Origin of the sequence: Agreia sp. Leaf210, from assembly GCF_001421485.1 — a bacterium.
Taxonomy (GTDB): Bacteria; Actinomycetota; Actinomycetes; order Actinomycetales; family Microbacteriaceae; genus Agreia.
The window spans coordinates 407,110-427,568 of the sequence record NZ_LMKK01000002.1 but is presented as its reverse complement, the minus strand read 5'-3'; the positions used below and the strand labels follow the sequence as shown (position 1 = coordinate 427,568).

At 67.3% G+C, this 20,459-nt stretch carries 24 protein-coding genes and 3 tRNA genes; 17 read left to right on the top strand and 10 right to left on the bottom strand.

Going from position 1 to position 20,459, the window contains the following annotated elements:
- The first annotated feature begins 2 nt into the window (after positions 1-2).
- Positions 3-488, top strand: a complete 486-nt coding sequence (locus tag ASE64_RS08075; RefSeq protein ID WP_055778575.1) for a GNAT family N-acetyltransferase — start codon at positions 3-5, stop codon at positions 486-488.
- On the opposite strand, the gene ASE64_RS08070 is transcribed toward ASE64_RS08075, so the two are convergent.
- Positions 470-2,116 (bottom strand): DHA2 family efflux MFS transporter permease subunit, encoded by a 1,647-nt coding sequence (locus ASE64_RS08070; protein WP_055778572.1) that lies wholly within the window; start codon positions 2,114-2,116, stop codon positions 470-472. The two genes, ASE64_RS08075 and ASE64_RS08070, sit on opposite strands and share 19 nt — an antisense overlap.
- Positions 2,113-2,925, bottom strand: a complete 813-nt coding sequence (locus ASE64_RS08065) for a tryptophan-rich sensory protein (protein WP_055778569.1) — start codon at positions 2,923-2,925, stop codon at positions 2,113-2,115. Before ASE64_RS08065 ends, ASE64_RS08070 begins: the two co-directional genes overlap by 4 nt.
- 58 nt (positions 2,926-2,983) lie before the next feature.
- Between ASE64_RS08065 and ASE64_RS08060 the strand changes: the two genes are divergently transcribed.
- The 4 genes from ASE64_RS08060 to ASE64_RS17400 all read left to right on the top strand — a co-directional run bounded on the left by ASE64_RS08060 (position 2,984) and on the right by ASE64_RS17400 (position 4,204).
- Entirely contained in the window at positions 2,984-3,457 is a 474-nt protein-coding gene (locus ASE64_RS08060; protein WP_235480535.1) for a MarR family winged helix-turn-helix transcriptional regulator, read from the top strand.
- Positions 3,458-3,535: 78 nt separating this feature from the next.
- Positions 3,536-3,844: a hypothetical protein gene (locus ASE64_RS08055; RefSeq protein WP_055778563.1), complete on the top strand. Its 309-nt coding sequence runs from the start codon at positions 3,536-3,538 to the stop codon at positions 3,842-3,844.
- Entirely contained in the window at positions 3,845-4,033 is a 189-nt protein-coding gene (locus ASE64_RS08050) for a hypothetical protein (RefSeq protein ID WP_055778560.1), read from the top strand.
- 9 nt (positions 4,034-4,042) lie between these two features.
- Positions 4,043-4,204 (top strand): hypothetical protein, encoded by a 162-nt coding sequence (locus tag ASE64_RS17400; RefSeq protein ID WP_156351714.1) that lies wholly within the window; start codon positions 4,043-4,045, stop codon positions 4,202-4,204.
- Positions 4,205-4,210: 6 nt separating this feature from the next.
- Here ASE64_RS17400 and ASE64_RS08045 read toward each other — a convergent pair whose 3' ends face one another.
- Positions 4,211-5,539, bottom strand: coding sequence for a reverse transcriptase family protein (locus ASE64_RS08045; protein ID WP_200920156.1), 1,329 nt, complete (start codon positions 5,537-5,539; stop codon positions 4,211-4,213).
- A 302-nt stretch (positions 5,540-5,841) separates the two neighbouring features.
- On the opposite strand from ASE64_RS08045, the gene ASE64_RS08040 reads away from it, so the two are divergent.
- Entirely contained in the window at positions 5,842-8,406 is a 2,565-nt protein-coding gene (locus tag ASE64_RS08040) for an ATP-dependent Clp protease ATP-binding subunit (protein ID WP_055778557.1), read from the top strand.
- Between the two features lie 126 nt (positions 8,407-8,532).
- Positions 8,533-8,781, top strand: coding sequence for a hypothetical protein (locus ASE64_RS08035; protein WP_055778554.1), 249 nt, complete (start codon positions 8,533-8,535; stop codon positions 8,779-8,781).
- Position 8,782: 1 nt separating this feature from the next.
- Here the strand turns inward: ASE64_RS08035 and ASE64_RS08030 are convergent, their stop codons facing one another.
- The 3 genes from ASE64_RS08030 to ASE64_RS08020 are packed head-to-tail and all read right to left on the bottom strand — an operon-like array spanning position 8,783 to position 10,844.
- The gene (locus ASE64_RS08030) at positions 8,783-9,565 is read right to left on the bottom strand and encodes an SCO1664 family protein (RefSeq protein ID WP_055778551.1); all 783 of its coding nucleotides are present in this window, start codon (positions 9,563-9,565) and stop codon (positions 8,783-8,785) included.
- Positions 9,566-10,129, bottom strand: a complete 564-nt coding sequence (locus ASE64_RS08025) for a DUF3090 domain-containing protein (protein WP_055778548.1) — start codon at positions 10,127-10,129, stop codon at positions 9,566-9,568.
- Between the two features lie 28 nt (positions 10,130-10,157).
- Complete coding sequence (locus tag ASE64_RS08020; protein ID WP_055778545.1) at positions 10,158-10,844, bottom strand: MSMEG_4193 family putative phosphomutase; 687 nt, start codon at positions 10,842-10,844, stop codon at positions 10,158-10,160.
- Positions 10,845-10,975: 131 nt separating this feature from the next.
- Here ASE64_RS08020 and ASE64_RS08015 point away from each other — a divergent pair, with 131 nt between their 5' ends.
- Positions 10,976-11,179 carry a DUF2188 domain-containing protein gene (locus tag ASE64_RS08015; protein ID WP_055779798.1) on the top strand — a complete coding sequence of 68 codons (204 nt, stop codon included), beginning with the start codon at positions 10,976-10,978 and terminating at the stop codon, positions 11,177-11,179.
- Between the two features lie 71 nt (positions 11,180-11,250).
- On the opposite strand, the gene ASE64_RS08010 is transcribed toward ASE64_RS08015, so the two are convergent.
- The 3 genes from ASE64_RS08010 to ASE64_RS08000 form a co-directional block, all read right to left on the bottom strand.
- Positions 11,251-11,323, bottom strand: a tRNA-Phe gene (locus tag ASE64_RS08010).
- 58 nt (positions 11,324-11,381) lie between these two features.
- A tRNA-Asp gene (locus tag ASE64_RS08005) sits at positions 11,382-11,458 on the bottom strand.
- A gap of 102 nt (positions 11,459-11,560) precedes the next feature.
- Positions 11,561-11,633: transfer RNA gene (locus ASE64_RS08000), tRNA-Glu, on the bottom strand.
- A 221-nt stretch (positions 11,634-11,854) separates the two neighbouring features.
- On the opposite strand from ASE64_RS08000, the gene ASE64_RS07995 reads away from it, so the two are divergent.
- Positions 11,855-13,186 (top strand): M23 family metallopeptidase, encoded by a 1,332-nt coding sequence (locus ASE64_RS07995; protein ID WP_055778543.1) that lies wholly within the window; start codon positions 11,855-11,857, stop codon positions 13,184-13,186.
- Positions 13,187-13,273: 87 nt separating this feature from the next.
- Here the strand turns inward: ASE64_RS07995 and ppa are convergent, their stop codons facing one another.
- Complete coding sequence (gene ppa / locus ASE64_RS07990; protein WP_055778539.1) at positions 13,274-13,765, bottom strand: inorganic diphosphatase; 492 nt, start codon at positions 13,763-13,765, stop codon at positions 13,274-13,276.
- Between the two features lie 47 nt (positions 13,766-13,812).
- Here ppa and tilS point away from each other — a divergent pair, with 47 nt between their 5' ends.
- From tilS to ASE64_RS07950, 8 genes are all read left to right on the top strand, one after another.
- Entirely contained in the window at positions 13,813-14,838 is a 1,026-nt protein-coding gene (gene tilS / locus ASE64_RS07985; protein WP_055778536.1) for a tRNA lysidine(34) synthetase TilS, read from the top strand.
- Between the two features lie 14 nt (positions 14,839-14,852).
- Positions 14,853-15,404, top strand: coding sequence for a hypoxanthine phosphoribosyltransferase (gene hpt, locus ASE64_RS07980; protein ID WP_055778533.1), 552 nt, complete (start codon positions 14,853-14,855; stop codon positions 15,402-15,404).
- A gap of 144 nt (positions 15,405-15,548) precedes the next feature.
- Positions 15,549-17,561, top strand: coding sequence for an ATP-dependent zinc metalloprotease FtsH (ftsH, locus tag ASE64_RS07975; protein ID WP_055778530.1), 2,013 nt, complete (start codon positions 15,549-15,551; stop codon positions 17,559-17,561).
- Positions 17,562-17,573: 12 nt separating this feature from the next.
- Positions 17,574-18,149 (top strand): GTP cyclohydrolase I, encoded by a 576-nt coding sequence (gene folE / locus ASE64_RS07970; protein WP_055778527.1) that lies wholly within the window; start codon positions 17,574-17,576, stop codon positions 18,147-18,149.
- Positions 18,150-18,277: 128 nt separating this feature from the next.
- A complete protein-coding gene (gene folP, locus ASE64_RS07965) occupies positions 18,278-19,069 on the top strand; it encodes a dihydropteroate synthase (RefSeq protein ID WP_055779795.1) in 792 nt (263 codons plus the stop codon).
- Positions 19,066-19,488, top strand: a complete 423-nt coding sequence (gene folB / locus ASE64_RS07960) for a dihydroneopterin aldolase (protein ID WP_055779792.1) — start codon at positions 19,066-19,068, stop codon at positions 19,486-19,488. Before folP ends, folB begins: the two co-directional genes overlap by 4 nt.
- On the top strand, positions 19,485-20,006 hold the full coding sequence (gene folK / locus ASE64_RS07955) for a 2-amino-4-hydroxy-6-hydroxymethyldihydropteridine diphosphokinase (RefSeq protein WP_055778524.1): 522 nt from the start codon (positions 19,485-19,487) through the stop codon (positions 20,004-20,006). Before folB ends, folK begins: the two co-directional genes overlap by 4 nt.
- Positions 20,003-20,458: a DUF3180 domain-containing protein gene (locus tag ASE64_RS07950; protein ID WP_055778522.1), complete on the top strand. Its 456-nt coding sequence runs from the start codon at positions 20,003-20,005 to the stop codon at positions 20,456-20,458. Before folK ends, ASE64_RS07950 begins: the two co-directional genes overlap by 4 nt.
- Position 20,459: the final 1 nt, after the last annotated feature.

Sequence of the window (20,459 nt, the reverse complement as noted above, 5' to 3'; positions counted from 1 at the left end):
AGATGAAGCGCGAGCGGGTCACGGCGCACATCGACGATGTGCGCCGTGCCACAGCCAGCGATGCTGACGCCGTGGCCGAGGTGATCCACTACTCGACGGCGGACTCGATGCCGTGGTTCGCCGGCCGCAATACCCTCGACGAAGACCGCTGGTGGGCATCCCACGTTCTGCTGCACAAGACAGACGTCTGGGTGGCGACCGTCGACGGCAACATCGTGGGCGTCGTCGCCCTGCACGACGGATGGCTCAGCCAGCTCTTCGTGCGCACCACGGCACAGGGGTTCGGCGTCGGACACCGACTGGTCGAGGTCGCGAAGCGGGAGAACCCACGAGGGCTGCAGCTCTGGGTCTTCCGGCGCAACGCGGTGGCGGCCCGATTCCTCGAGACCGTGGGCTTTTCTCTTGTGCGAGAGGGCACGTCGTCTGGCCGGCACGCGGCCGGCGGCGCCGACGACGAGCCCGAGCTGCTCTACCGCTGGCTTCCCTGAGCGGCGTCCTCCACGCCGTCGGGTCGCCGTCGCCGAGCATCGATGCCGTCGGACCGGCCGCTGAGCGACAGGGTGGCCAGGAATCCCAGCGACAAGAACGCCGCCGCAGAGAACGCCGCGTACTTCGTACCGTCTGAGAATGCGATCTTCGCCGACTCCGCCTGCGCTGCCGTCGACGGATCTGCCGAGAGTCCGCTGATCGCTGCGCCGGAGCTGTCGACGACGGCCGACACGATCTGCTCGCGCTGGGCATCCGGAACGCCCGCGTCGGACAGTCGGGTGTCGAGCTCTGCCCCGGCCGTCGTGAAGAGCACGGTGCCGAGAATCGCGATGCCGAGCGCCGATCCGATCTGCCTCGATGTCGACTGGGTGCCTGAGCCCGACCCGCTCTGCTCGACCGGCACGTCTTTCAGTACGACGCCTGTGAGCTGCGCCGTCGCGAGACCCACACCGAATCCGTAGACGAAGAGGAACGGCACGAGCAGGCCCCAGCCCGTGTCGGGCCCGATCACGACGGCGATGCCGGCGACGCCGATGATCTCGGCGGCGAGACCCACGCGAACGATGGCGACGGGCGCGATGCGGTTGCCAAAGGCCCCCGCGAACCCGCTCGCCACGAACGAGCCGATCGCCAGCGCCAACAGGATGAACCCGGTCTGCAGCGCGTCGTAACCCAGCACGTTCTGCAGCCAGATAGGCAGCGACAGGATGATGCCGAACTCGCCGAGGCTCACGATCATGGCGGCGATGTTGCCGTTGCGGAACGACGGGATGCGGAACAGCGCGAACGCCAGCATCGTGCTCAGTCCCGCGCGCTGCCGTCGTCTGCCCCACAGAACGAACAGCACACCGGCGACGACGCACACCGCGAACGAGATCGGCACCGGAGAGACGTCTCCGGGCCAGCGCCAGGAGCCGATCGTCACGCGCTCGTCGACGAGCCACCAGCCGAGGCTGCGCCCCTCGATGAGCCCGAAGACGAGTGTCGCGCTCGTGACGATCGAGAGGAACGCGCCCACCGCATCCACCCGGCCCGCCGCCGTCGCCTCGCGCGATTCGCGCACGAACAGCAGCAGCCCGACGACGATCGCGATTCCGAGGGGCACGTTGATGCCGAACGCCCAGCGCCACGAGAAGTCCGTCGTGAGCCAGCCGCCCAGGAGGGGGCCGACAGCCGTCATGCCGCCGATCGTCGATCCCCAGATGGCGAAAGCGATGGCGCGATCCTTGCCGCGGAACGTGGCGTTGATGATCGACAGGGTCGTGGGAAGAACCATCGCTCCGCCGACCCCTTGCAGCACGCGGGCACCGATGAGGAGGTCGCCCGTCGGTGCCATCGCGGCCAACACGCTCGACGCGGCGAAGATCACGACGCCGAGCAGAAGCATCCGGCGGCGCCCGAATCGGTCGGCGAGCGTGCCGAAGACCAGCAGCAGGGCCGCGAAGACGAGCGTGTAGGACTCCTGCACCCACTGCACCTGAGTGCTCGAGATGTCGAGGTCTTTCACGATCGAGGGGATCGCCACATTGACGATCGTGGAGTCGACGATGATCAGCGCGACGGCGACACTGATGAAGACGAGGCCGTACCAGCGCGTGCGGGACGAGGTCGTGGGCGAAGAGGTCATGCGCGTGCGGGCTGCGAGGTACGAGAGGCGAGACGGATGCCGACGGTCGCGATGACGACGACGGCCGCGGCCACGATTGCGGCGATCATCGCGGGCTGCGACACGAGTTCGCCCGTCGTGCGTGAGACGGCCACCCAGGCGAGGCCCCAGGTGAGCGAGGCGGCGGGTGCGAGGCGGCCGCGGCCGCGGATGGCGATGAGCACTCCGACCACAGCCGCGACGGCGAGCACGATGACAGCCCAGACGTCACTGCTCCAGCCGAAACCGTCGAAGCCCGCGGCCGTCAGCCCGGCCGCCAGGTTGGCCGCCGTGGCGATCGACACCCAGCCGAGATAGAGCCCCATCGTTCCGTCGAGCACGATCGTCTCGACGACACCCGTCGGTCGCCCGTCGACGAGCAGGAGGAACGTGCGGGCGAGTACGGCCAGCAGCACGACGATGACGACGCAGGACAGGGCGAGCTGGTCGAATTGGACGCTGAGGATCCAGGCCGCGTTCAGCAGCAGAGAGGCAGCCACCCAGTAGCCGACGAGGCGCTGCCGCGGGGCGTTCGCCTGCTTCGGCAGCAGCTGCCACACGGCATAGGCCAACAGGCCGAGGTAGATGACCGACCAGATCGAGAATGCCGGACCCGCGGGGGCGATCGGAGTCGAGTCTGCCGTGAGCGCGCCGTTCGCGGCGTTCTGGATGGGCGTTCCGCCCGCGGCGCCCGAGCCGATATAGGCGCCGACGACGGCGATGACGGCGCTGACCGCGACGACGATCTGTCGAACTCTGTCGGCGGTGGTGACGCTGGAGGGTGTGGACATCGGGTGCCTCTCGATTAGTCAGCTAGCTTACTAATTGACGGTAGCCTAGATTTGCAGAATGAGCGATGAGTCGGTGAACGAAGCGCGTTCGGCTTCCCCTGCCGGCCCGAATATGCAGGAGTGGCCCACGGGTCGTCTGCTGGCGACCGCGTCGCGGCTCGTCGAACACGCCTGGACCGAACGGCTCGATGACATCGGCCTCACGCATGCGGGTCTCGTGGTTCTGCATCTGCTGCAGGAGTCGCCGCGGAGCCAGACCGATCTCGCCCGGCTGGCGCGCGTCGAGAACCAGACGATCTCGCGCACGCTCGAGCGGTTGCAACGAGAGGGCTTCGTCGAGCGGGTGTCCGATCCGAGCGATCGTCGCCGGCACATCGTGTCGGTCACCCCCGCCGGCACCGACGTCTGGAACTCCGCACGAACGCTCGAGCGCGACATGATGCCGGAGGTCGACGAGCCCGACGTCTTCAGGTCCGCGCTCCTGGCGATCATCGCCTCCTCCGCCGCGAAGAGATGGGAGCCGGAGGCCTGAAGCGCAAGCCCCGTGGGTGGGTCTGGCGTTCGTGTCACGCTGGAGGTACCGCACACTCCGAGTAGAAAGAAGCTCATCATGGCAGCACGACTCATCTTCGGACTCGGCGTCGGCCTGGCCGCCGGCTATGTTCTCGGCACCCGGGCAGGACGCGCCAAGTACACCGAGATCAAGGCCCGCGCGAATGACGTCTGGCACGACCCGCACGTGCAGAAGGCCGTGTCGAATGCCGGTGACCTCGTGCGCGAGGCTGCTCCCGTGGTGCAGGAGAAGATCGCCGACGTCGCCAAGGCCGCCAAAGAGAAGGTCACCGGCTCGTCGTCTGATGCCGCGCCCGCCGGATCGTCGTCTGATGCAGCGCCCGCCGGCTCGTCGTCGGACAAGTAGATGGCCGACTCCGACACGACCGCCGACGACAAGCGTCGCGATCAGTTGACCAGTGCTCCGAAATCGACCGAGCGCGATGCGGAGCCCCGGATCGACGTGTCGACGCACGACGGGGTGACGCGTATCGACATTCGTGACGACGCCGCGTTCCGACCCGGTTCGGCCGACGAGGAACGATCCGATTCGTAGACTGAGCCCATGAAGGTCAACCCCTACTACTCGAAGAAGCCGCAAGATACAAACGTCTTTCACGACGATCGCAACTGCGAGGTGGGCAAGGCGATCCCGGTCGAGAACAAGAAGTTCGGAACGAACGGCTACCCGCACTGCCCGCAGTGCACCGCTCTCGCCGGCAAGTAGTCCTCGCTACGACCAGTCGATCCGGTCGAAGTCGCGGCGCAGGCGTGCCCCTCGAGACAGGCTGACGCTCTCGACCCAGGCGAGTCTTCCCAGCAGGTGAGCTCGGAAGTCGGGGTGACCGGCCCTGTTCTGCCCGTGCGGCCCGTTCGTGGCGCAGTTGTGCAGAATGGCCTTCAGCTCGTCGAAGTAGGCACGGTCGACCGCGACGCCATCGTTCACGACGAGGCCCGTCACGCTCTGCCGAGCTCCTCGTCCCGCGATTCTGGTCTTGGCCTCGTTGAGCAGGTGCCCCTCGTCGCGCACGACCCGCTCCACGCCGGCGATGAGCCTCGCTGCGGCTCGGCCCTGCACATCGTCGCCGCTGAACGCGAGATCGTCGGCATAGCGGGTGTAGGCGACACCGGATGCCGCTGCCCAGCCGCTCAGCCGCGAGTCGAGACGGCGCACAGACAGGTTCGACAGCGCGGGCGAGGTCGGCGAGCCCTGGGGCAGATGCGCCCGTGAGATCGTCTGTCTCAGCGCCGCGCGCTCCTCGCTCGAGCCGCCCGCCGGCATCCGGGCCCCGACCCAGGACGGCACAGCGTGCGTGCAGACGCCGGTGAGCGCGTGCGCCACTGCCTCGGGATATCCGGCCTGTCGAAAGACGGAGAACACGCGTCGCGCGGTCACCCGGGCGAAGAAGCTGCGTAAGTCGAGGGTGATGACGGTCCGCGCTCCGACGTGCGCCGCGGCGCCGGTGGCCGCGGATCGACCCGGCACGAAGCCGTGTGCAGCATCGTTCAGCGGCAGCGCGCTGAGGACGTCGGTCAGCACTCGGCGTTGCACTCTGCGCATTCGCGGGGTCGGAACCTCGAGCAGTCGAGGCGTACGCCCCGGTCGCACGAGCCAGTCGTAGCTGTAGTGGTGGAGTCGTCCGCGTGGGGTCCGCCGATTCCAGTGCGCGGTGTCGGTCACCCAGTCGAGCTGGGCCGGCGTGACCTCGAGAAAATCGGCGAGCTCGCCGAGTCCGTCGATGGCGGGCACGGCCAACGACGTCGGCGCCATGCTGGCGGGGATCGCCTCGATGTGCGCGAGAGTGATGACGCGACCGGACTCGCGAGCGGCGTCGAAGGCCTCCTGGAACACGCGACTCGATTCGATCCACCGCGCGAGTTCGCGGTGTGCATCCAGGGGTGCGCGACGGTAGGCGTCGAGAGTTCCGTCGACCAGCGGCCAGAGCCAACCCGGTCGTACGCCGAGAGCCCGGCCGCAGGCATCCACCAGCGGGTCGAACGCCCACTCGGGGGCGGCGAGCATGGCGTGCGAGAGCCCGACCGCGATCGAGTGCTGCCTCACACGACTCCGGTGAGTATGCGACGAACCGCGGGCGACCAATCGATCGGTGCGGGCACCCGGCCGCGCGAAGCGCGGTGCGGTGCCTGCGGTTGTGCGTTCAGGCTGAGAGTCGTGCCCCGGGGGTGACCCCGGAGAGGGTGTTCGTCTGTCGACTACACCCACCTCGTCCGCAGTTCGTCGCATTCGTCCACGCTAACCGCCGATGAGATCGCCGTCGAGCGCATTCGCGTACGGCCGGGAATAGATACCGCTCTGCATTGTTGAGTTGAGTCGAAGGCACTCAAGTTTCACAGGAGGTTACTTTGCCCGATCGTTTCGACCCCAACTCTTCCCCGGAATCCGACGGATCCGGTAGCAACTCGTTCGACGAATTCCTTGCCCGCTACCTGCAGGGCGAGCGCGCGGCCCAGGCCGGGCGTTCGATCGACATCAGCCGACTCATGAGTCGGCGCACCCACGAGGTCCTCGCATCCGCGGGGCGCTTCGCTATCGAGCACGGCCACCGTGAGCTCGACGCCCTGCACATCCTGCGCGTGCTCGCCGAGACCGACCCGGCCGCCGAGGTCATCGCGCGCCTGGGTGTACGTCCGGCCGACATCGCGAACGCGGCCGAGCAGCGTCTGCCGCAGGCTCAGTCCGCGCATGCGGTCGAGTCGCCCGTGCTCACCCAGTCCGCCCAGCGGGCACTGTTCCACGCCTACCAGGTCGCCCGTGCATCGGGTTCGACGTACATCGACCCCGAGCACCTCTTCTTCGCGCTCGTGATCAGCCAGGACTCTCCCGCCGGTCAGGTGCTGTCGGCGGCGGGCATCACGCCCGAGTCGTTGCAGTCCGGCATGCGCGAGACGATGGGCGAGCAGGCCACCAGCGTGCAGTCCGACGCCCCCGAGGCATCCGATACGCCGATGCTCGACAAGTTCGGTACCGACCTCACCGCCACGGCCCGCGACGGCGGGCTCGACCCCGTGATCGGCCGCGCCGACGAGATCGAGCAGACCGTCGAGATCCTCTCGCGCCGCACCAAGAACAACCCCGTGTTGATCGGCGAGGCCGGCGTGGGCAAGACCGCGATCGTCGAGGGCCTGGCCCAGCGAATCGTATCCGGCGACGTGCCCGAGCAGCTGCGTGACAAGCGCGTCGTCTCACTCGACTTTCCTGCCATGGTCGGTGGCACCCGCTACCGCGGCGACTTCGAAGAGCGCCTCACCACGCTCATGGACGAGATCAGCGCGCACAAGACCGAGCTGATCGTCTTCATCGACGAGCTGCACACGGTCGTGGGCGCGGGCGGCTCCGGAGAAGGCGGCATGGACGCCGGCAACATTCTGAAGCCCCGGCTTGCGCGTGGTGAACTGCACGTCGTCGGCGCGACCACGCTCAAGGAGTACCGTTCGATCGAGAAGGACTCGGCCCTCGAGCGGCGCTTCCAGACCGTCCAGGTCGGCGAGCCCTCCATCGAAGACGCCGTCGCGATCCTCTCGGGTCTGCGCGGGGCCTACGAAGAGCACCACGGCGTGCGCTACACCGACGAGGCCATCCGTGGCGCCGTCGAGCTGTCGGCTCGCTACGTCACCGACCGGTTCCTGCCCGACAAGGCGATCGACCTGATCGACCAGGCCGGCGCCCGACTGCGCCTCAGTCTGGGATCCCGCGTCGACACCTCCGCCCTGCTCGAAGAGCTGAGCGAACTCGAGGCGTCGAAGAATGCCGCCGTCTCGCTCGAGCACTACGAGGAGGCGTCGCGTCTGCGCGACCGTATCGAGGCCGTGCACGAGAAGCTGTCGGCGGCCAAGCCTGCGGCATCCGTCACCGAGGCGATCGTGGGCGAGGCCGAGATCGCAGCCGTGATCTCGCGAGCGACCGGCATCCCCGCGGCACGTCTGACGCAGGTCGATCGTGAGCGCCTCGCGGTGCTCGAAGACGAACTGCACGGTCGGGTCGTCGGCCAGCACGATGCCGTCTCGGTCGTCGCCAAGGCCGTGCGACGCAACCGTACGGGCATGGGCGACGCCAATCGCCCCGTGGGCAGCTTCCTGTTCCTCGGGCCGACCGGTGTCGGCAAGACCGAGCTCGGCAAGGCCCTGGCGGAGTCGCTGTTCGGCGACGACAAGGCCATGGTGCGCTTCGACATGAGCGAGTTCGGCGAGCGCCACACGGTCTCGCGTCTCGTCGGTGCCCCTCCCGGATACGTCGGGTACGACGAGGCCGGCCAGCTCACCGAGCGAGTGCGGCGCAACCCGTACTCGGTGATCTTGTTCGACGAGATCGAGAAGGCCCACCCGGACATCTTCAACCTGCTTCTGCAGGTTCTCGACGACGGACGCCTGACCGACGGCCAGGGTCGCACGGTCGACTTCCGCAACACGGTGGTCATCATGACGAGCAACATCGGCTCGGAGTTCCTCGCCAGTCGTGGAGGGCCCATCGGCTTCGCGGCCCCGAATGCCGCCGACGGGTTCGGCGACGACAAGGCGCTGCGCGATCGGGTCATGGGCAAGCTGCGTGAGGCGATGCGGCCCGAGTTCATCAACCGCATCGACGAGATCGTGCTGTTCCGCAAGCTCGACCAGCCGCAGCTGCGGCAGATCGTGTCCCTGCTTCTGGATGCGACCCGCTCGCGTCTGGCTGCACGGAACGTCTCGCTCGACATCAGCGAGTCGGCGATCGATTGGATCGCCGAGCACGGCTACGAGCCCGAGTACGGAGCACGTCCGCTTCGCCGGGTGATCCAGCGCGAACTCGACGACCGTATCGCCGAGCTGCTGGTGAGCTCAGCCGTTCTGGATGGCGGCGGAGTCTCGGTCGACGTCATCGACGGCCGGCTCAGCGTGGTCTCGGCCACCGCGGAGCTGCCTGTCGCCGCATAGCACGCAGGCCGGTTCGGCCGAAGATACTACGAGAACGCCCAGCCCGCGCAATCCCATGGGGCTGGGCGTTTTCGCGTGCCACAGTGGCCTCAGCCCCAAACGGGCTTCTGACGGAAGGACGCCACCATGGCGAAGAAGAAAGATATCGAGCAGGCCGCATTCAACCCCATCCGCACGGCGCATGACCTGGGTCTGCGCAGCGAGTACGCCTATCTGGCGGGCTTCGCTTCCATCGTTCTCGCCCTCTTCGCATGGCTGGGATCTCGCGCCAAGAAGTCAGACGACAAGGCCCAGTCCGACCGCTGGGGCATCTTCATCGGCCACTGGGCACCCACGTTCTTCGCGATCGGTCTCGCGTTGAAGTCCGAAGAGTAAGTCAGAAGAGCGGCCACGGCACCGCGGGCATATGACCCCGCGGTGCCGGAAATCTCGTCGTGCGCAGCAGCCGATCGCACCGGGCGTCCAGAGCGTCGAGTTCGTCTGATGTGATGAGCTCGGACAGGGTATCGCCCAGCTCGGCGTAGAGCGATGTGCGCACGCGATCGACGGCGGCGATCTCGTCGGGGCGCAGCTCGTCTCCCGTGAAACCCCAGAGCACGGTGCGCAGTTTGTGCTCCGCATGGAATGTCAGGCCGTGGTCGACCCCGTGCCTGTGCCCGTCGGGCATAGCGAGGATGTGGCCACCTTTTCGATCGGCGTTGTTCGCCACGACATCGAAGATCGCCATGCGCCGGAGCGCGTCGGTGTCCTCGTGGATGAGGGTGACCTCGCGGTCCTCCTCGTCGGTGCCGTCGAGCACGCGACGCCATCCGGATTCGGGTAACCGGTCTGCGGTGACCAGGTCGACGGCATCCTGTTCGGGGTCGATGTCCTGCCACAACTGCACCATGCCCACTCCCATCGGGCCGCTTCTCAGCCACGTGCGGGGAACGACGTTCCACCCGAAGGCTTCGGACACGAGGTATGCCGCCGCCTCGCGCTGAGCCAGCGTGCCGTCAGGAAAATCCCACAGGGGATTCTCGCCCGCGACCGGCTTGTAGACGACAGCGGTGCCTCCGATCTGCGCGAGGAAGGTCGCATTCGACGCGGTCGTGATGCGCCCCGTGATGATGAGCTCGGCGTCGAACGCGTCGACGGGGCCATTCGCGTCGATCGCCATCTACAAGTCCGGCGACGGGTCGCAGACGTGCCCATCGGCATCCATCGGCATGCCGCACAGCGGGCAGAGCGGCCGGCCCGCGCCCACGACCTCGAGCGTGCGCTTGGCGAACGCCCTGGCGGAGCCTACGGGGATGCGCACGAGGAGCATCTCGTCGGGTTCCACATCGGCGAGATCGAGCTCGAGTTCATCTTGATCTTCGTCGATCTCGATCTCGATGATCGGGAACGCCTGGATGACCACCTGGGCGGTCGAGGGATCCCAGCCGAGGCTGAGAGTGCCGATGCGGAATTCCTCTTCGACGGGATCGAGCGGGTCGTTGTCGACCAGCTCGACCGGAGTCGTCGCCGGAACGCTCGACGGATTGCCCTCCTGGCTCATGAGCTCGTCAAGGACCTCCTCGATCTTCTCGGCGAGGGCGGCGGACTGCTGTTTCTCGAGGCCGACGCTGACGACGCGCTTGCCCGTGCGGGCCTGAAGGTAGAAGGAACGGGAACCGGGCTGGCCGATCGCGCCGACCACCACCCGGTCGGGCCAATCGAAGGCGTGGACGAGGGGAGCCATGCTTCTAGTCTACGAGCGCTGAACGGGATCAGGCCGGGCCAGCGCCTCCGCCGACGGGAGCGTCCACCGCCGGCGGCGCCGTGCGGAGCCAGGAGAGATCACCCGATTCGGTGTTCGTGGCGTGCACGCTCGGCGCGCCGGCGCCGTAGCGGATGATCGAGACGGATGCGGGGCCGACGCTGATGCGCTGGAAGAGGTCGAGGTGCATGCCGTAGGCGTCGGCGAGTATCGACTTGATGATGTCGCCGTGGCTCACCGCGGCCCAGACCGCGCCGGGGCCGTGCTGCTCTTCGAAGTGCGCGTCCATGCGCCTCACGGCGGCCACCGCTCGGGCCTGCATCGCTGCGAGAGACTCGCCGCCGGGGAAGACGGCTGCCGAGGGGCTCGACTGCACCACCTTCCAGAGCTTCTCGGTGCTGAGCTCCTTCAGGGTCCCGCCCTGCCAGTCGCCGTAGTCGCATTCGGTGATGTCATCGTCGACGAGGAACTCGGTGGAGCCCTCCTGACGGTCGAGAATCAGAGCGGATGTCTGGCGACAGCGTTCAAGAGGGCTCGAGACCACGCCGACGAGGGGCACCGACCTCAACCGTTCGGCCGTCGCGGCGGCTTGCTCGCGCCCGCGATCGTCGAGATCGACTCCGGCCGTGCGCCCCGCGAGGATGCCGTCCACGTTCGCCTGGGTGCGGCCGTGCCGCACGAGAATCAGTGTGCCCATGTCATCAGACTAGACAGAAGGCCTGGTGTGGTCGATCGGCACGCGTGACGTGCTTCGCGCACCGCTCGTCATACGTACTAGCGCGCTCGGGCCAAGACAGACGAAGGTAGGGATCAAACGAAGGAGGAATGATGCCCACAGGAGACGTCGAGACATTCCACGAGGGTGGTGCCTGGTACAACCGGGTCGACGGTGAGAAGGGAGCTACCGGCCCGTATCGATCGAAGGCTGACGCGATCGGTGAAGGACGTGAGCAGGCTCGTCGCCAGCGACGGGAGCACGCCGTTCGCGATGAGGACGGACAACTCGACGATCGCACCGCGTACGGAGACTAGCCGACGGGATTCAGACGCTGGTCGGGGCACAAAAAAGTCCCACCTCGCGTAGAAGCCGCGGGATGGGACAGTGCCTCCGACCGGCGTCGATCCGGTGACCTTTCGATTTTCAGTCGAACGCTCTACCAACTGAGCTACAGAGGCGAGTGACCGAAGTCGCTCACAGACAAAAAGCCCTTCCTCTCGGTTGGGCTTGTCGCCTTGGCGACCCTGACGGGACTTGAACCCGCGACCTCCGCCGTGACAGGGCGGCGCGCTAACCAACTGCGCTACAGGGCCATACTGGTGAATCTGAACTGCGTGTTAAGTTGTCGTGGTTGTGCTGCGTTCTTCGTGCTGGCCGATCTAGTGAATCAAACGTACTTCGTGCTGTTACCAATGTGACCCCAACGGGATTCGAACCCGTGCTGCCGCCGTGAAAGGGCGGTGTCCTAGGCCTCTAAACGATAGGGCCGTTGGTGACAACTCAACGAGTATGCCACACACTTCTCGCTCTCGCCAATTCGGCTCCGCGAATGGCGTTCGAGACGCGACTCGACGCCGAATGAACCGGGAATCCTGTCGCCGACAGGCGATGATCTGAGGGAGGCCGAATGCTCTGTTGGTAGAGTGACGCCTGTTACTACTGTTACTCGAGTGACAAAAGCTTGCTCGTCATCACCGCCCGGGGGAATTGTGAAAGCCACGACCAGTCGACGTCGACACCGCGGCCCCTGGGGACTCCGCCACCTCCTCGGCTCGGTCGCCGTCACGCTTACGCTCGTCGCCACGGGCTCTGTGCTCGCCGCTCCGGCCTATGCCGACGAGTACCCCACGTGGGAAGACGTACAGGCCGCGCAGGCCAATGAATCGACGAAGCAGAGCGAGATCCAGAAGATCCAAGACCTCATCGCGTCGCTTCGAGATGCGACCGCGGCGGCCGAATCGCTCTCGATCCAGCGCGGAACCGAATACCAGCAGGCTCAGACCAAGTACGACACGGCCGCGTTCAAGGCCGACGAGCTCGACTCCCAGGCCGCCACGGCCAAGGCGACGGCGGATGCATCGATCAAACAGGCAGGCCAGCTCGCCGCGCTGATGGCCAAGTCGGGCGGCAACGGGCTGTCGGTCAACCTCTTCACCAGCGAATCGAGCGAGGCCGACGGTCTGCTCTACCAGCTGGGCGCCATGAGCCAGCTCACGGGATCGGCATCGAAGCTCTACGCCACCGCCGAGCAAGACAAGAACACCGCCCAGTCGCTGACCGACCAGGCCGTCGTGGCCCGCGACGCGCTGAAGTCATTGGCCGACGAGGCCGAGGCCGCTCGCAATGAGGCGATCGCCGCACAGAAGACCCTCGAGGAGTCGCTCGCCGCCCAGCAGACCTACGAGGTGCAGCTCGAGACCCAGCTCGCGGTCCTCACGCAGAACCGGCAGGCGACAGAAGCCGACTACAACGCGGGAGTCGAAGCTCGACTCCTCGCCGAGGAGGCCCGCAAGGAGGCCGAGCGCGCGGCGGCAGCTGCGGCTGCGGCAGCGGCAGCAGCTTCTGGCGGCGGCGGAGGAGGCGGCGGCGGTGGTGGCAGCAGCAGCGGTCCCGGCCCCGTCTCGAGCGGCTGGGCGAGCCCGTTCCCCGGCTCCTACTCCACCGACGAATACGGCATGCGCGTCAACCCGGTGAGCGGCAACTACACGATGCACTCGGGCCTCGACCTCAACTACAACAGCGGCACCTGCGGTGCCCCCGTCTATGCGGCTGCGGCGGGTGAAGTCAGCTATGCCGGCTACAACGGTGGGTACGGCAACTTCGTCGAGATCAGTCACGGCGGCGGTGTGAGCACGGGCTACGGCCACAACACCAGCCTCAACGTGGGCTCTGGCCAGTACGTGGCCGCGGGTGAGATCATCGCCTTCGCCGGCACGACGGGCAACTCCACCGGCTGCCACGTTCACTTCGAGGTGCGCATCGGCGGCGGCGCGACCGACCCCCGCCCATGGATGGCCGACCGCGGCGTCTACTTCGGCTAGTCCCACCAACGACACAGGCCCCTCGACACGCTCGAGGAACGGAAGACCGTTCCCTGAGCCCGCCGAGGGGCCTGTGTCGTCGAAGGGCTAGTGGCCCTCGACCTTGAGCTTCTCGATGCCGTCGAGCACGATCTGCTCGGCCGCGGCGGCGTTCTGCCAGCCCTCGGTCTTGACCCACTTGCCGGGCTCGAGGTCCTTGTAGTGCTCGAAGAAGTGCTCGATCTCCTTGCGGGTCGACTCGGGGATGTCGTCGATGTCCTGGATGTGCGCCCAGCGCGGGTCCTTCGCAGGAACCGCGATGACCTTGGCGTCGGATCCGCCGTCGTCGGTCATGTTGAACACGGCGACGGGGCGAACCGAGACGCCGACGCCCGGGAAGAGCGGGTATTCGAGAAGCACCAGCACGTCGACGGGGTCACCGTCGAGGCCGAGGGTGTTCTCGAAGAAGCCGTAGTCGGTGGGGTAGACGAACGAGGTGAACAGCACGCGGTCGAGGAAGACCCGTCCGGTCTCGTGGTCGACTTCGTACTTGTTGTGGCTTCCCTTGGGAATCTCGATGATCGCGTCGTAAGCAGCCATGCCGGCGGTTCTCCTTCGTGGGTCGTGAACTGCAATAACGTTACTGGATGCCCCCCGAGACTCCATCCGAACGTCGCCCCCGTCTGACACCGGCGATCGCCGATGTGCGCAGGGCCGTGCGCGAATCGCTCGAGGCGTTCCCCGCGTCCGACGACGCCCTGGTGCTGGTGGCTCTCAGCGGCGGCCCGGATTCCCTGGCCCTGGCCGCGGCGGCCGCCTTCGAGGCTCCCCGGCGGGGAATGCGGGCTGGCGCGGTGATCGTCGATCACGGGCTGCAACGTGAGTCGGCCACGGTGGCGGCGAAGGCGGCCGAGCAGGCGCTCGCACTGGGTCTCGAGCCGGTGCTGGTGCGGCTCGTGCAGGTGGATGTCGAGCCGGGCTCCGGCGGCCCCGAGGCCGCCGCGCGCGCGGCACGGTACACGGCCCTGGATGCGGTGCGCTGCGAGACGTCGTCGGTCGCGGTTCTGCTCGGCCACACTCTCGACGACCAGGCCGAGACCGTGCTGCTCGGCCTGGCCCGCGGTGCCGGCGCATCCAGCCTGCACGGCATGGCGCCCGTCTCGGGGGCCTTCGTGCGACCCCTTCTCGGCATCCGGCGTTCGAGCACCCTCGCGGCCTGCGCCGACGCGGGTCTCGAACCGTGGCTCGACCCGCACAATGTCGACACCGCGTTCTCGCGTGTCCGGGTGCGGCAGAGTGTGCTGCCCACGCTCGAGCGCGAGATCGGTCCGGGCATGGCCGAGGCCCTGGCCCGCACGGCGGACCAGCTGCGCGAAGACGGGGACGCGCTCGATCATATGGCCGAGGAGACGATCGAGGAGATCGTCGAGCACGCCGAGGCGGGGATCGCGATCTCGATCGGAGCCCTGACGGCGAATCCCGCGGCTCTGCGCAACCGCATCATCCGGCACGTCGTGTCGAGCGAGTTCGGCGTCAGCCTCAGTCGAGCGCAGACCCTTGCCGCCGCCGCTCTCGTGACCGAGTGGCACGGGCAGAAGGGTGTCGACCTGCCCGGCATTAGAGTTGTCAGGGTCGCCGGGAAACTCGTGTTCCAGGCTGCGTCAGACATCTAATGTGAAGGAGCCCTGTGCTTTCGAGTGACATCGCCGACGACCTCACCAGCGTGCTGTACACGGAGGCCGAGATCCACACGCGTATTGCGGAGCTCGCGCGCAGCATCGAAGCCGACTACGAGGGCGAGGATCTGCTTCTCGTCGGTGTGCTGAAGGGCGCGGTCATGGTCATGGCCGACCTCGCGCGTGAGCTGACGCTTCCGTTGAACATGGACTGGATGGCGGTCAGTTCATACGGTGCGGGCACGCAGTCCTCGGGCGTCGTGCGCATCCTGAAAGACCTCGACAGCGATCTCTCCGGCCGCAAGGTGCTGATCGTCGAAGACATCATCGACTCGGGCCTGACCCTCTCGTGGCTGCTCGGAAACCTGCGTACTCGTGGCGCCGAGAGCGTCGAGATCTGCGCGCTGTTCCGCAAGCCGGAAGCGGCGAAGGTCGAGGTCGACGTGAGGTACGTGGGCTTCGAGATCCCGAACGAGTTCGTCGTGGGCTACGGCCTCGACTACGCCGAGCGCTATCGCAACCTGCGCGACGTCGCGGTGCTCGCGCCCCACGTGTACTCCTGATCGACCCCTCTTTACGCCCACGGGGGCTCCATTTACGCCCACGGGGGCTCTATTTACGCCCACGGGGAACATGCAGACGGCGTGCAGCCCGGCCCAGCTAACCTTTCGACTACCACGAATTCGCTCTCGACACGATGAAGAGACATGAACGCTAAAAAGATCGTCCGATCTCCCATTCCGTACATCCTGCTCGGCGCCATCGCGCTCTGGATCGGCTTCAGCCTCATCACGGGTGGTGGCTTCAAGCAGATCGACACGCAAGAGGGCCTGCAGCTGCTGAAAGACGGCAAGGTCTCCTCGGCCACCATCATCGATGGCGAGCAGCGGGTCGACCTGACCCTCGCGAAGGCCGACAAGGACTACGGCACGCAGGTGCAGTTCTACTACGTCACGCCTCGAGGCACCGAGGTCATCGACGCCGTCAACGACGCGGCACCGACCAAGGGCTACAACGACGAGGTCCCGCAGACCAACTGGTTCCTGTCTCTCATCGGCATCCTCCTCCCGGTGCTTCTCATCGGTGCCTTCTTCTGGCTCATGCTCTCCGGTATGCAGGGCGGCGGCTCCAAGGTCATGCAGTTCGGCAAGTCGAAGGCCAAGCTGGTCTCGAAGGAGTCGCCGAAGGTCACGTTCGACGACGTCGCCGGTAGCGACGAGGCTCTCGAAGAGCTCGAAGAGATCAAAGACTTCTTGAAGGAGCCGGCGAAGTTCCTCGCCGTCGGCGCCCGCATTCCGAAGGGCGTACTGCTCTACGGCCCTCCCGGAACCGGTAAGACCCTGCTCGCTCGCGCTGTTGCGGGTGAGGCCGGCGTGCCGTTCTACTCCATCTCGGGCTCCGACTTCGTCGAGATGTTCGTGGGTGTCGGTGCCAGCCGCGTGCGCGATCTGTTCCAGCAGGCCAAAGAGAACTCGCCCGCCATCATCTTCATCGACGAGATCGACGCTGTCGGTCGTCACCGCGGCGCCGGCATGGGCGGCGGCCACGACGAGCGCGAGCAGACGCTCAACCAGCTGCTCGTCGAGATGGATGGCTTCGACGTCAAGACGAACGTCATCCTGATCGCCGCGACCAACCGTCCCGACATCCTCGACCCTGCTCTGCTGCGTCCGGGCCGCTTCGATCGCCAGATCGGCGTCGACGCTCCCGACCTGCAGGGCCGCAAGAAGATCCTCGAGGTGCACGGCAAGGGCAAGCCGCTCGCCGCCGGTGTCGACCTCGAGGTCGTGGCCCGCAAGACGCCCGGATTCACGGGTGCCGACCTCGCGAACGTGCTCAACGAGGCGGCGCTGCTCACCGCTCGCTCGAACGCGCAGCTCATCGACAACCGCGCTCTCGACGAGGCCATCGACCGCGTCATCGCCGGTCCGCAGCGACGCACCCGCATCATGCGCGACCACGAGAAGCTGGTCACCGCCTATCACGAGGGCGGTCACGCTCTGGTGGCCACGGCCATGAACAACACCGACCCGGTGACGAAGATCACGATCCTTCCCCGTGGCCGCGCGCTGGGCTACACGATGGTCCTGCCTCTCGAAGACCGCTACTCGGTCTCGCGCAACGAGCTGCTCGATCAGCTCGCCTACGCCATGGGTGGGCGCGTCGCCGAAGAGGTCGTGTTCCACGACCCCACCACCGGCGCATCGAACGACATCGAGAAGGCCACCGCGACGGCACGCAAGATGGTCACCGAGTTCGGAATGTCCTCCGATATCGGTGCGGTCAAGCTGGGTGCCGCGTCGGGCGAGATGTTCCTCGGCCGCAACATGGGACACGAGCGCGACTACTCCGATCGCATCGCCGAGAAGGTCGACGACGAGGTGCGGCACCTCATCGAGGCTGCGCACGACGAGGCCTGGAGCGTTCTCAACGAGAACCGCGACATCCTCGACCGTCTAGCACTCGAACTGCTCGAGCACGAGACGCTCGACCACGACCAGCTCGCCGTGATCTTCAAAGACGTCAAGAAGCTCACGCCCCGCCCGCAGTGGCTGTCGAGCGACAAGCGTCCGGTGTCGCAGCTTCCTCCGGTGTCGTTCCCGACCCCGAAGGCGCCGGTCGACGCCGGTGCCGTCGACGGGGGAGTCCAGTCCGACCCCGAGCCGGAGCAGAAGCCCAAGCGTTCACCGCAGGCTCCGCCCCGTCCCGCAACCGCGTAGCTCACCGAGCGCGTGACAGCATTCGACCGGGCTCGTGTCGAGGCGGCCGTGCACGAGATCCTCATCGCTGTCGGTGAGGATCCGTCGCGGGCCGGCCTCGATCGAACCCCGTCCAGAGTCGCCGACGCCTACGAGGAGTTCTTCTCCGGCCTCGGCGTCGATGCCGCGTCGACGCTCGGAGACACCTTCGCCCTCCCGGAGGGTGCGGCTACCGAGCCCGTGCTCGTGCGCGACATCGCGTTCCGCTCGGTGTGCGAACACCACCTGCTTCCCTTCATCGGGGTAGCCCACGTCGCGTACGTTCCGTCGAACCGACTGATCGGCCTCGGACGCATCGCGTCGGTCGTCGACACGCTGGCTTCGCGGCCTCAGCTCCAGGAGCGGCTGGGCGACGAGATAGCATCGGCGATCGAGAACGGCGTCGAGGCGCGCGGAGTGCTCGTCGTCCTCGACGCGCAACACGACTGCGTCAGAACCCGGGGACCGAGGCAGACGCGCAGTTCGACCGTCACGGTGTCGAGTCGCGGTACGCTGTCGCAGCCCGCCGAGCGCGCGGAGCTGATGATCCTGATCGGAGCCACGACGTGAGAAAGAGCCACGTGAGTGCACCCGAGCCCACCACGGAGGGCGGCGACCGATCCGCATCCGTTCGTCGTCGCATCCGGTCGTCGACGGCCGTGCCCGGCGTGCCGCTGGCCGGCGAACGCACGCTCATCATGGGAATCCTCAACGTGACGCCCGACTCGTTCAGCGACGGCGGGCGGTGGAACACCCTCGATGCAGCGCTCGAGCACGCCGCCGAGCTGACGGTGCAGGGCGCAGACCTGATCGACATCGGCGGAGAGTCCACACGACCGGGCGCGCACCGCGTTCCGGTGGCCGAGGAGCAGCGTCGTGTGCTGCCGCTCGTGCGTGAACTCGCGCGCGGCGGCATCGCGGTGAGCGTCGACACGATGAACGCGGCCACGGCTCTCGCGGCGGCCCACGCGGGCGCGGCCGTGATCAACGACGTCTCCGGGGGGCTCGCCGACCCCGACATGACCCGCGTCGCCATCGAGACGGGCCTGCCCTTCGTCGTGATGCACTGGCGCGGGCACAGCGCCGAGATGGCGGCGAAGGCGAGCTACGGCGACGTGGTCTCCGATGTGCGGCGCGAGCTCGAGTACCGGGTCGCCGAGCTCATCGTCCGCGGCGTCGACCCGGCCAAGATCATCGTCGATCCCGGTATCGGCTTCTCGAAGAACGCCGAGCACAACTGGACTCTCCTGGGTCACTACGGCGAGCTCGCGTCGCTCGGGCTGCCGGTGCTCGTCGCGGCATCGCGCAAGGGATTCCTCGCGCCGCTGGTCGCTGAGGACGCGGCCCCGGATGCGCGGGACGCGCCGTCGGCCATCGTCGCCGCGATCGCCGCATCGCAGGGCGCCTGGGCAGTGCGAGTGCACAACGTGGCCGAGACGCGCGCAGCCCTCGACGTCGCAGACGCGTGGAGAAGGGGAGCCCGATCGTGACCCACGACACCGTGCAGGTCGACGAGCTCGACACCCTCACGCTCACGGGCCTCGAGGTGTTCGCCCACCACGGCGTGTTCGACTTCGAACGCGCCGACGGGCAGACCTTTCTGCTCGACCTCGTCGTCTGGCTCGACACCGTCGGTGCGGCCGCGGGCGACGACCTGGCGCAGACCCTGCACTACGGCGAACTGGCCGTCGAGGTGGCCGAGGCCGCGGCGGCCGAACCCGTCGATCTGATCGAGACGCTCGCGGAGCGCATCGCGACGCTCGTGCTGGCGCATCCGGTCGCCAGACGTGTGAGTGTCACGGTGCACAAGCCCAACGCCCCCATCCCCGTTCCGTTCGCCGACGTGTCGATCACGATCGTGCGCCCTCGGGGTCGCTCGAGCGCCGACCGTGTCAGGGAGACGCCATGAGGGCGCCAGCGCCGGCGGGCACCCGGTCGGTGCTCGCGTTCGGAAGCAACCTCGGTAACCGCGGCGAGACCATCAACGACGCCATGGCCGAGATCCGGGCGTTGGCGGGGGTGGTGATGATCGGCGAATCGAGTCTGTACGAGACGGTCGCCGTGAAGCTGCACGGCATCGACCACGAGGCACCCGCCTACCTCAACGCCGCCGCGATCATCGAGACCACGCTGGCGCCGCACGCGCTGCTCGCCGCGCTCAGCGAGATCGAGTTGCGGCACGGCAGGGTGCGCGAAGAGCGCTGGGGCGATCGCACACTCGACATCGACGTCATCACCTACGGATCGCTCGAGCTCGACGACGAGACGCTCACTCTTCCTCATCCGCGGGCCTGGCAGCGCGACTTCGTGCTCGCCCCGTGGCTCGAGCTCGATGCGGATGCGACGATTCCCGGTCGTGGCCGGGTCGACCTGCTGCTCGCCGCGACAGACGACACGGCGCGCCGAACCCGATCGGAGTCGATGTGAAACGCACCACCCCGTTCCCCGTCATCGCCCTCGCGCTGGGCGGCGCACTCGTCGGTTTCCTCCTGCAGATCGGCCTCGCCTCGGGAGGCAGGCCCATCCTGGTTCCGCCGGTCACTCTGCCCATCACGCTCGCCGCTGCCGGGGCCATCGTCCTCACCTTCGCGATTCCCGTCTACCGCGCGATCCGCGGCCCCGTGCGGCGCGAGGTCAATCCGTTCCGCGCGATGCGTGTCGTCGTTCTCGCCAAGGCATCGAGCCTCGTGGGCAGTCTGGTCGCCGGTTTCGGGCTCGGCTGCACGATCTACGTGCTCTCCCGAGCGATCGTTCCCGAGGTCTCGTCGCTCTGGCTGTCGATCGCCAGCGCGGCCGGAGGGGTCGTACTGCTCGTCGCCGGGCTCGTCGCCGAACAGCTCTGCGCGCTGCCGCCCGACGACTTCACTCCGGAGACCTGAC

Excerpts from the sequence above, each read along its gene's own strand:
- ASE64_RS08075 (WP_055778575.1), top strand. The coding sequence starts at position 3 with ATGAAGCGCGAGCGGGTCACGGCGCACATCGACGATGTGCGCCGTGCC.
- ASE64_RS08070 (WP_055778572.1), bottom strand. The coding sequence starts at position 2,116 with ATGACCTCTTCGCCCACGACCTCGTCCCGCACGCGCTGGTACGGCCTC.
- ASE64_RS08065 (WP_055778569.1), bottom strand. The coding sequence starts at position 2,925 with ATGTCCACACCCTCCAGCGTCACCACCGCCGACAGAGTTCGACAGATC.
- ASE64_RS08060 (WP_235480535.1), top strand. The coding sequence starts at position 2,984 with ATGAGCGATGAGTCGGTGAACGAAGCGCGTTCGGCTTCCCCTGCCGGC.
- ASE64_RS08055 (WP_055778563.1), top strand. The coding sequence starts at position 3,536 with ATGGCAGCACGACTCATCTTCGGACTCGGCGTCGGCCTGGCCGCCGGC.
- ASE64_RS08050 (WP_055778560.1), top strand. The coding sequence starts at position 3,845 with ATGGCCGACTCCGACACGACCGCCGACGACAAGCGTCGCGATCAGTTG.
- ASE64_RS17400 (WP_156351714.1), top strand. The coding sequence starts at position 4,043 with ATGAAGGTCAACCCCTACTACTCGAAGAAGCCGCAAGATACAAACGTC.
- ASE64_RS08035 (WP_055778554.1), top strand. The coding sequence starts at position 8,533 with ATGGCGAAGAAGAAAGATATCGAGCAGGCCGCATTCAACCCCATCCGC.
- ASE64_RS08030 (WP_055778551.1), bottom strand. The coding sequence starts at position 9,565 with ATGGCGATCGACGCGAATGGCCCCGTCGACGCGTTCGACGCCGAGCTC.
- ASE64_RS08025 (WP_055778548.1), bottom strand. The coding sequence starts at position 10,129 with ATGGCTCCCCTCGTCCACGCCTTCGATTGGCCCGACCGGGTGGTGGTC.
- ASE64_RS08020 (WP_055778545.1), bottom strand. The coding sequence starts at position 10,844 with ATGGGCACACTGATTCTCGTGCGGCACGGCCGCACCCAGGCGAACGTG.
- ASE64_RS08015 (WP_055779798.1), top strand. The coding sequence starts at position 10,976 with ATGCCCACAGGAGACGTCGAGACATTCCACGAGGGTGGTGCCTGGTAC.
- ppa (WP_055778539.1), bottom strand. The coding sequence starts at position 13,765 with ATGGCTGCTTACGACGCGATCATCGAGATTCCCAAGGGAAGCCACAAC.
- tilS (WP_055778536.1), top strand. The coding sequence starts at position 13,813 with ATGCCCCCCGAGACTCCATCCGAACGTCGCCCCCGTCTGACACCGGCG.
- ftsH (WP_055778530.1), top strand. The coding sequence starts at position 15,549 with ATGAACGCTAAAAAGATCGTCCGATCTCCCATTCCGTACATCCTGCTC.
- folP (WP_055779795.1), top strand. The coding sequence starts at position 18,278 with ATGGGAATCCTCAACGTGACGCCCGACTCGTTCAGCGACGGCGGGCGG.
- folK (WP_055778524.1), top strand. The coding sequence starts at position 19,485 with ATGAGGGCGCCAGCGCCGGCGGGCACCCGGTCGGTGCTCGCGTTCGGA.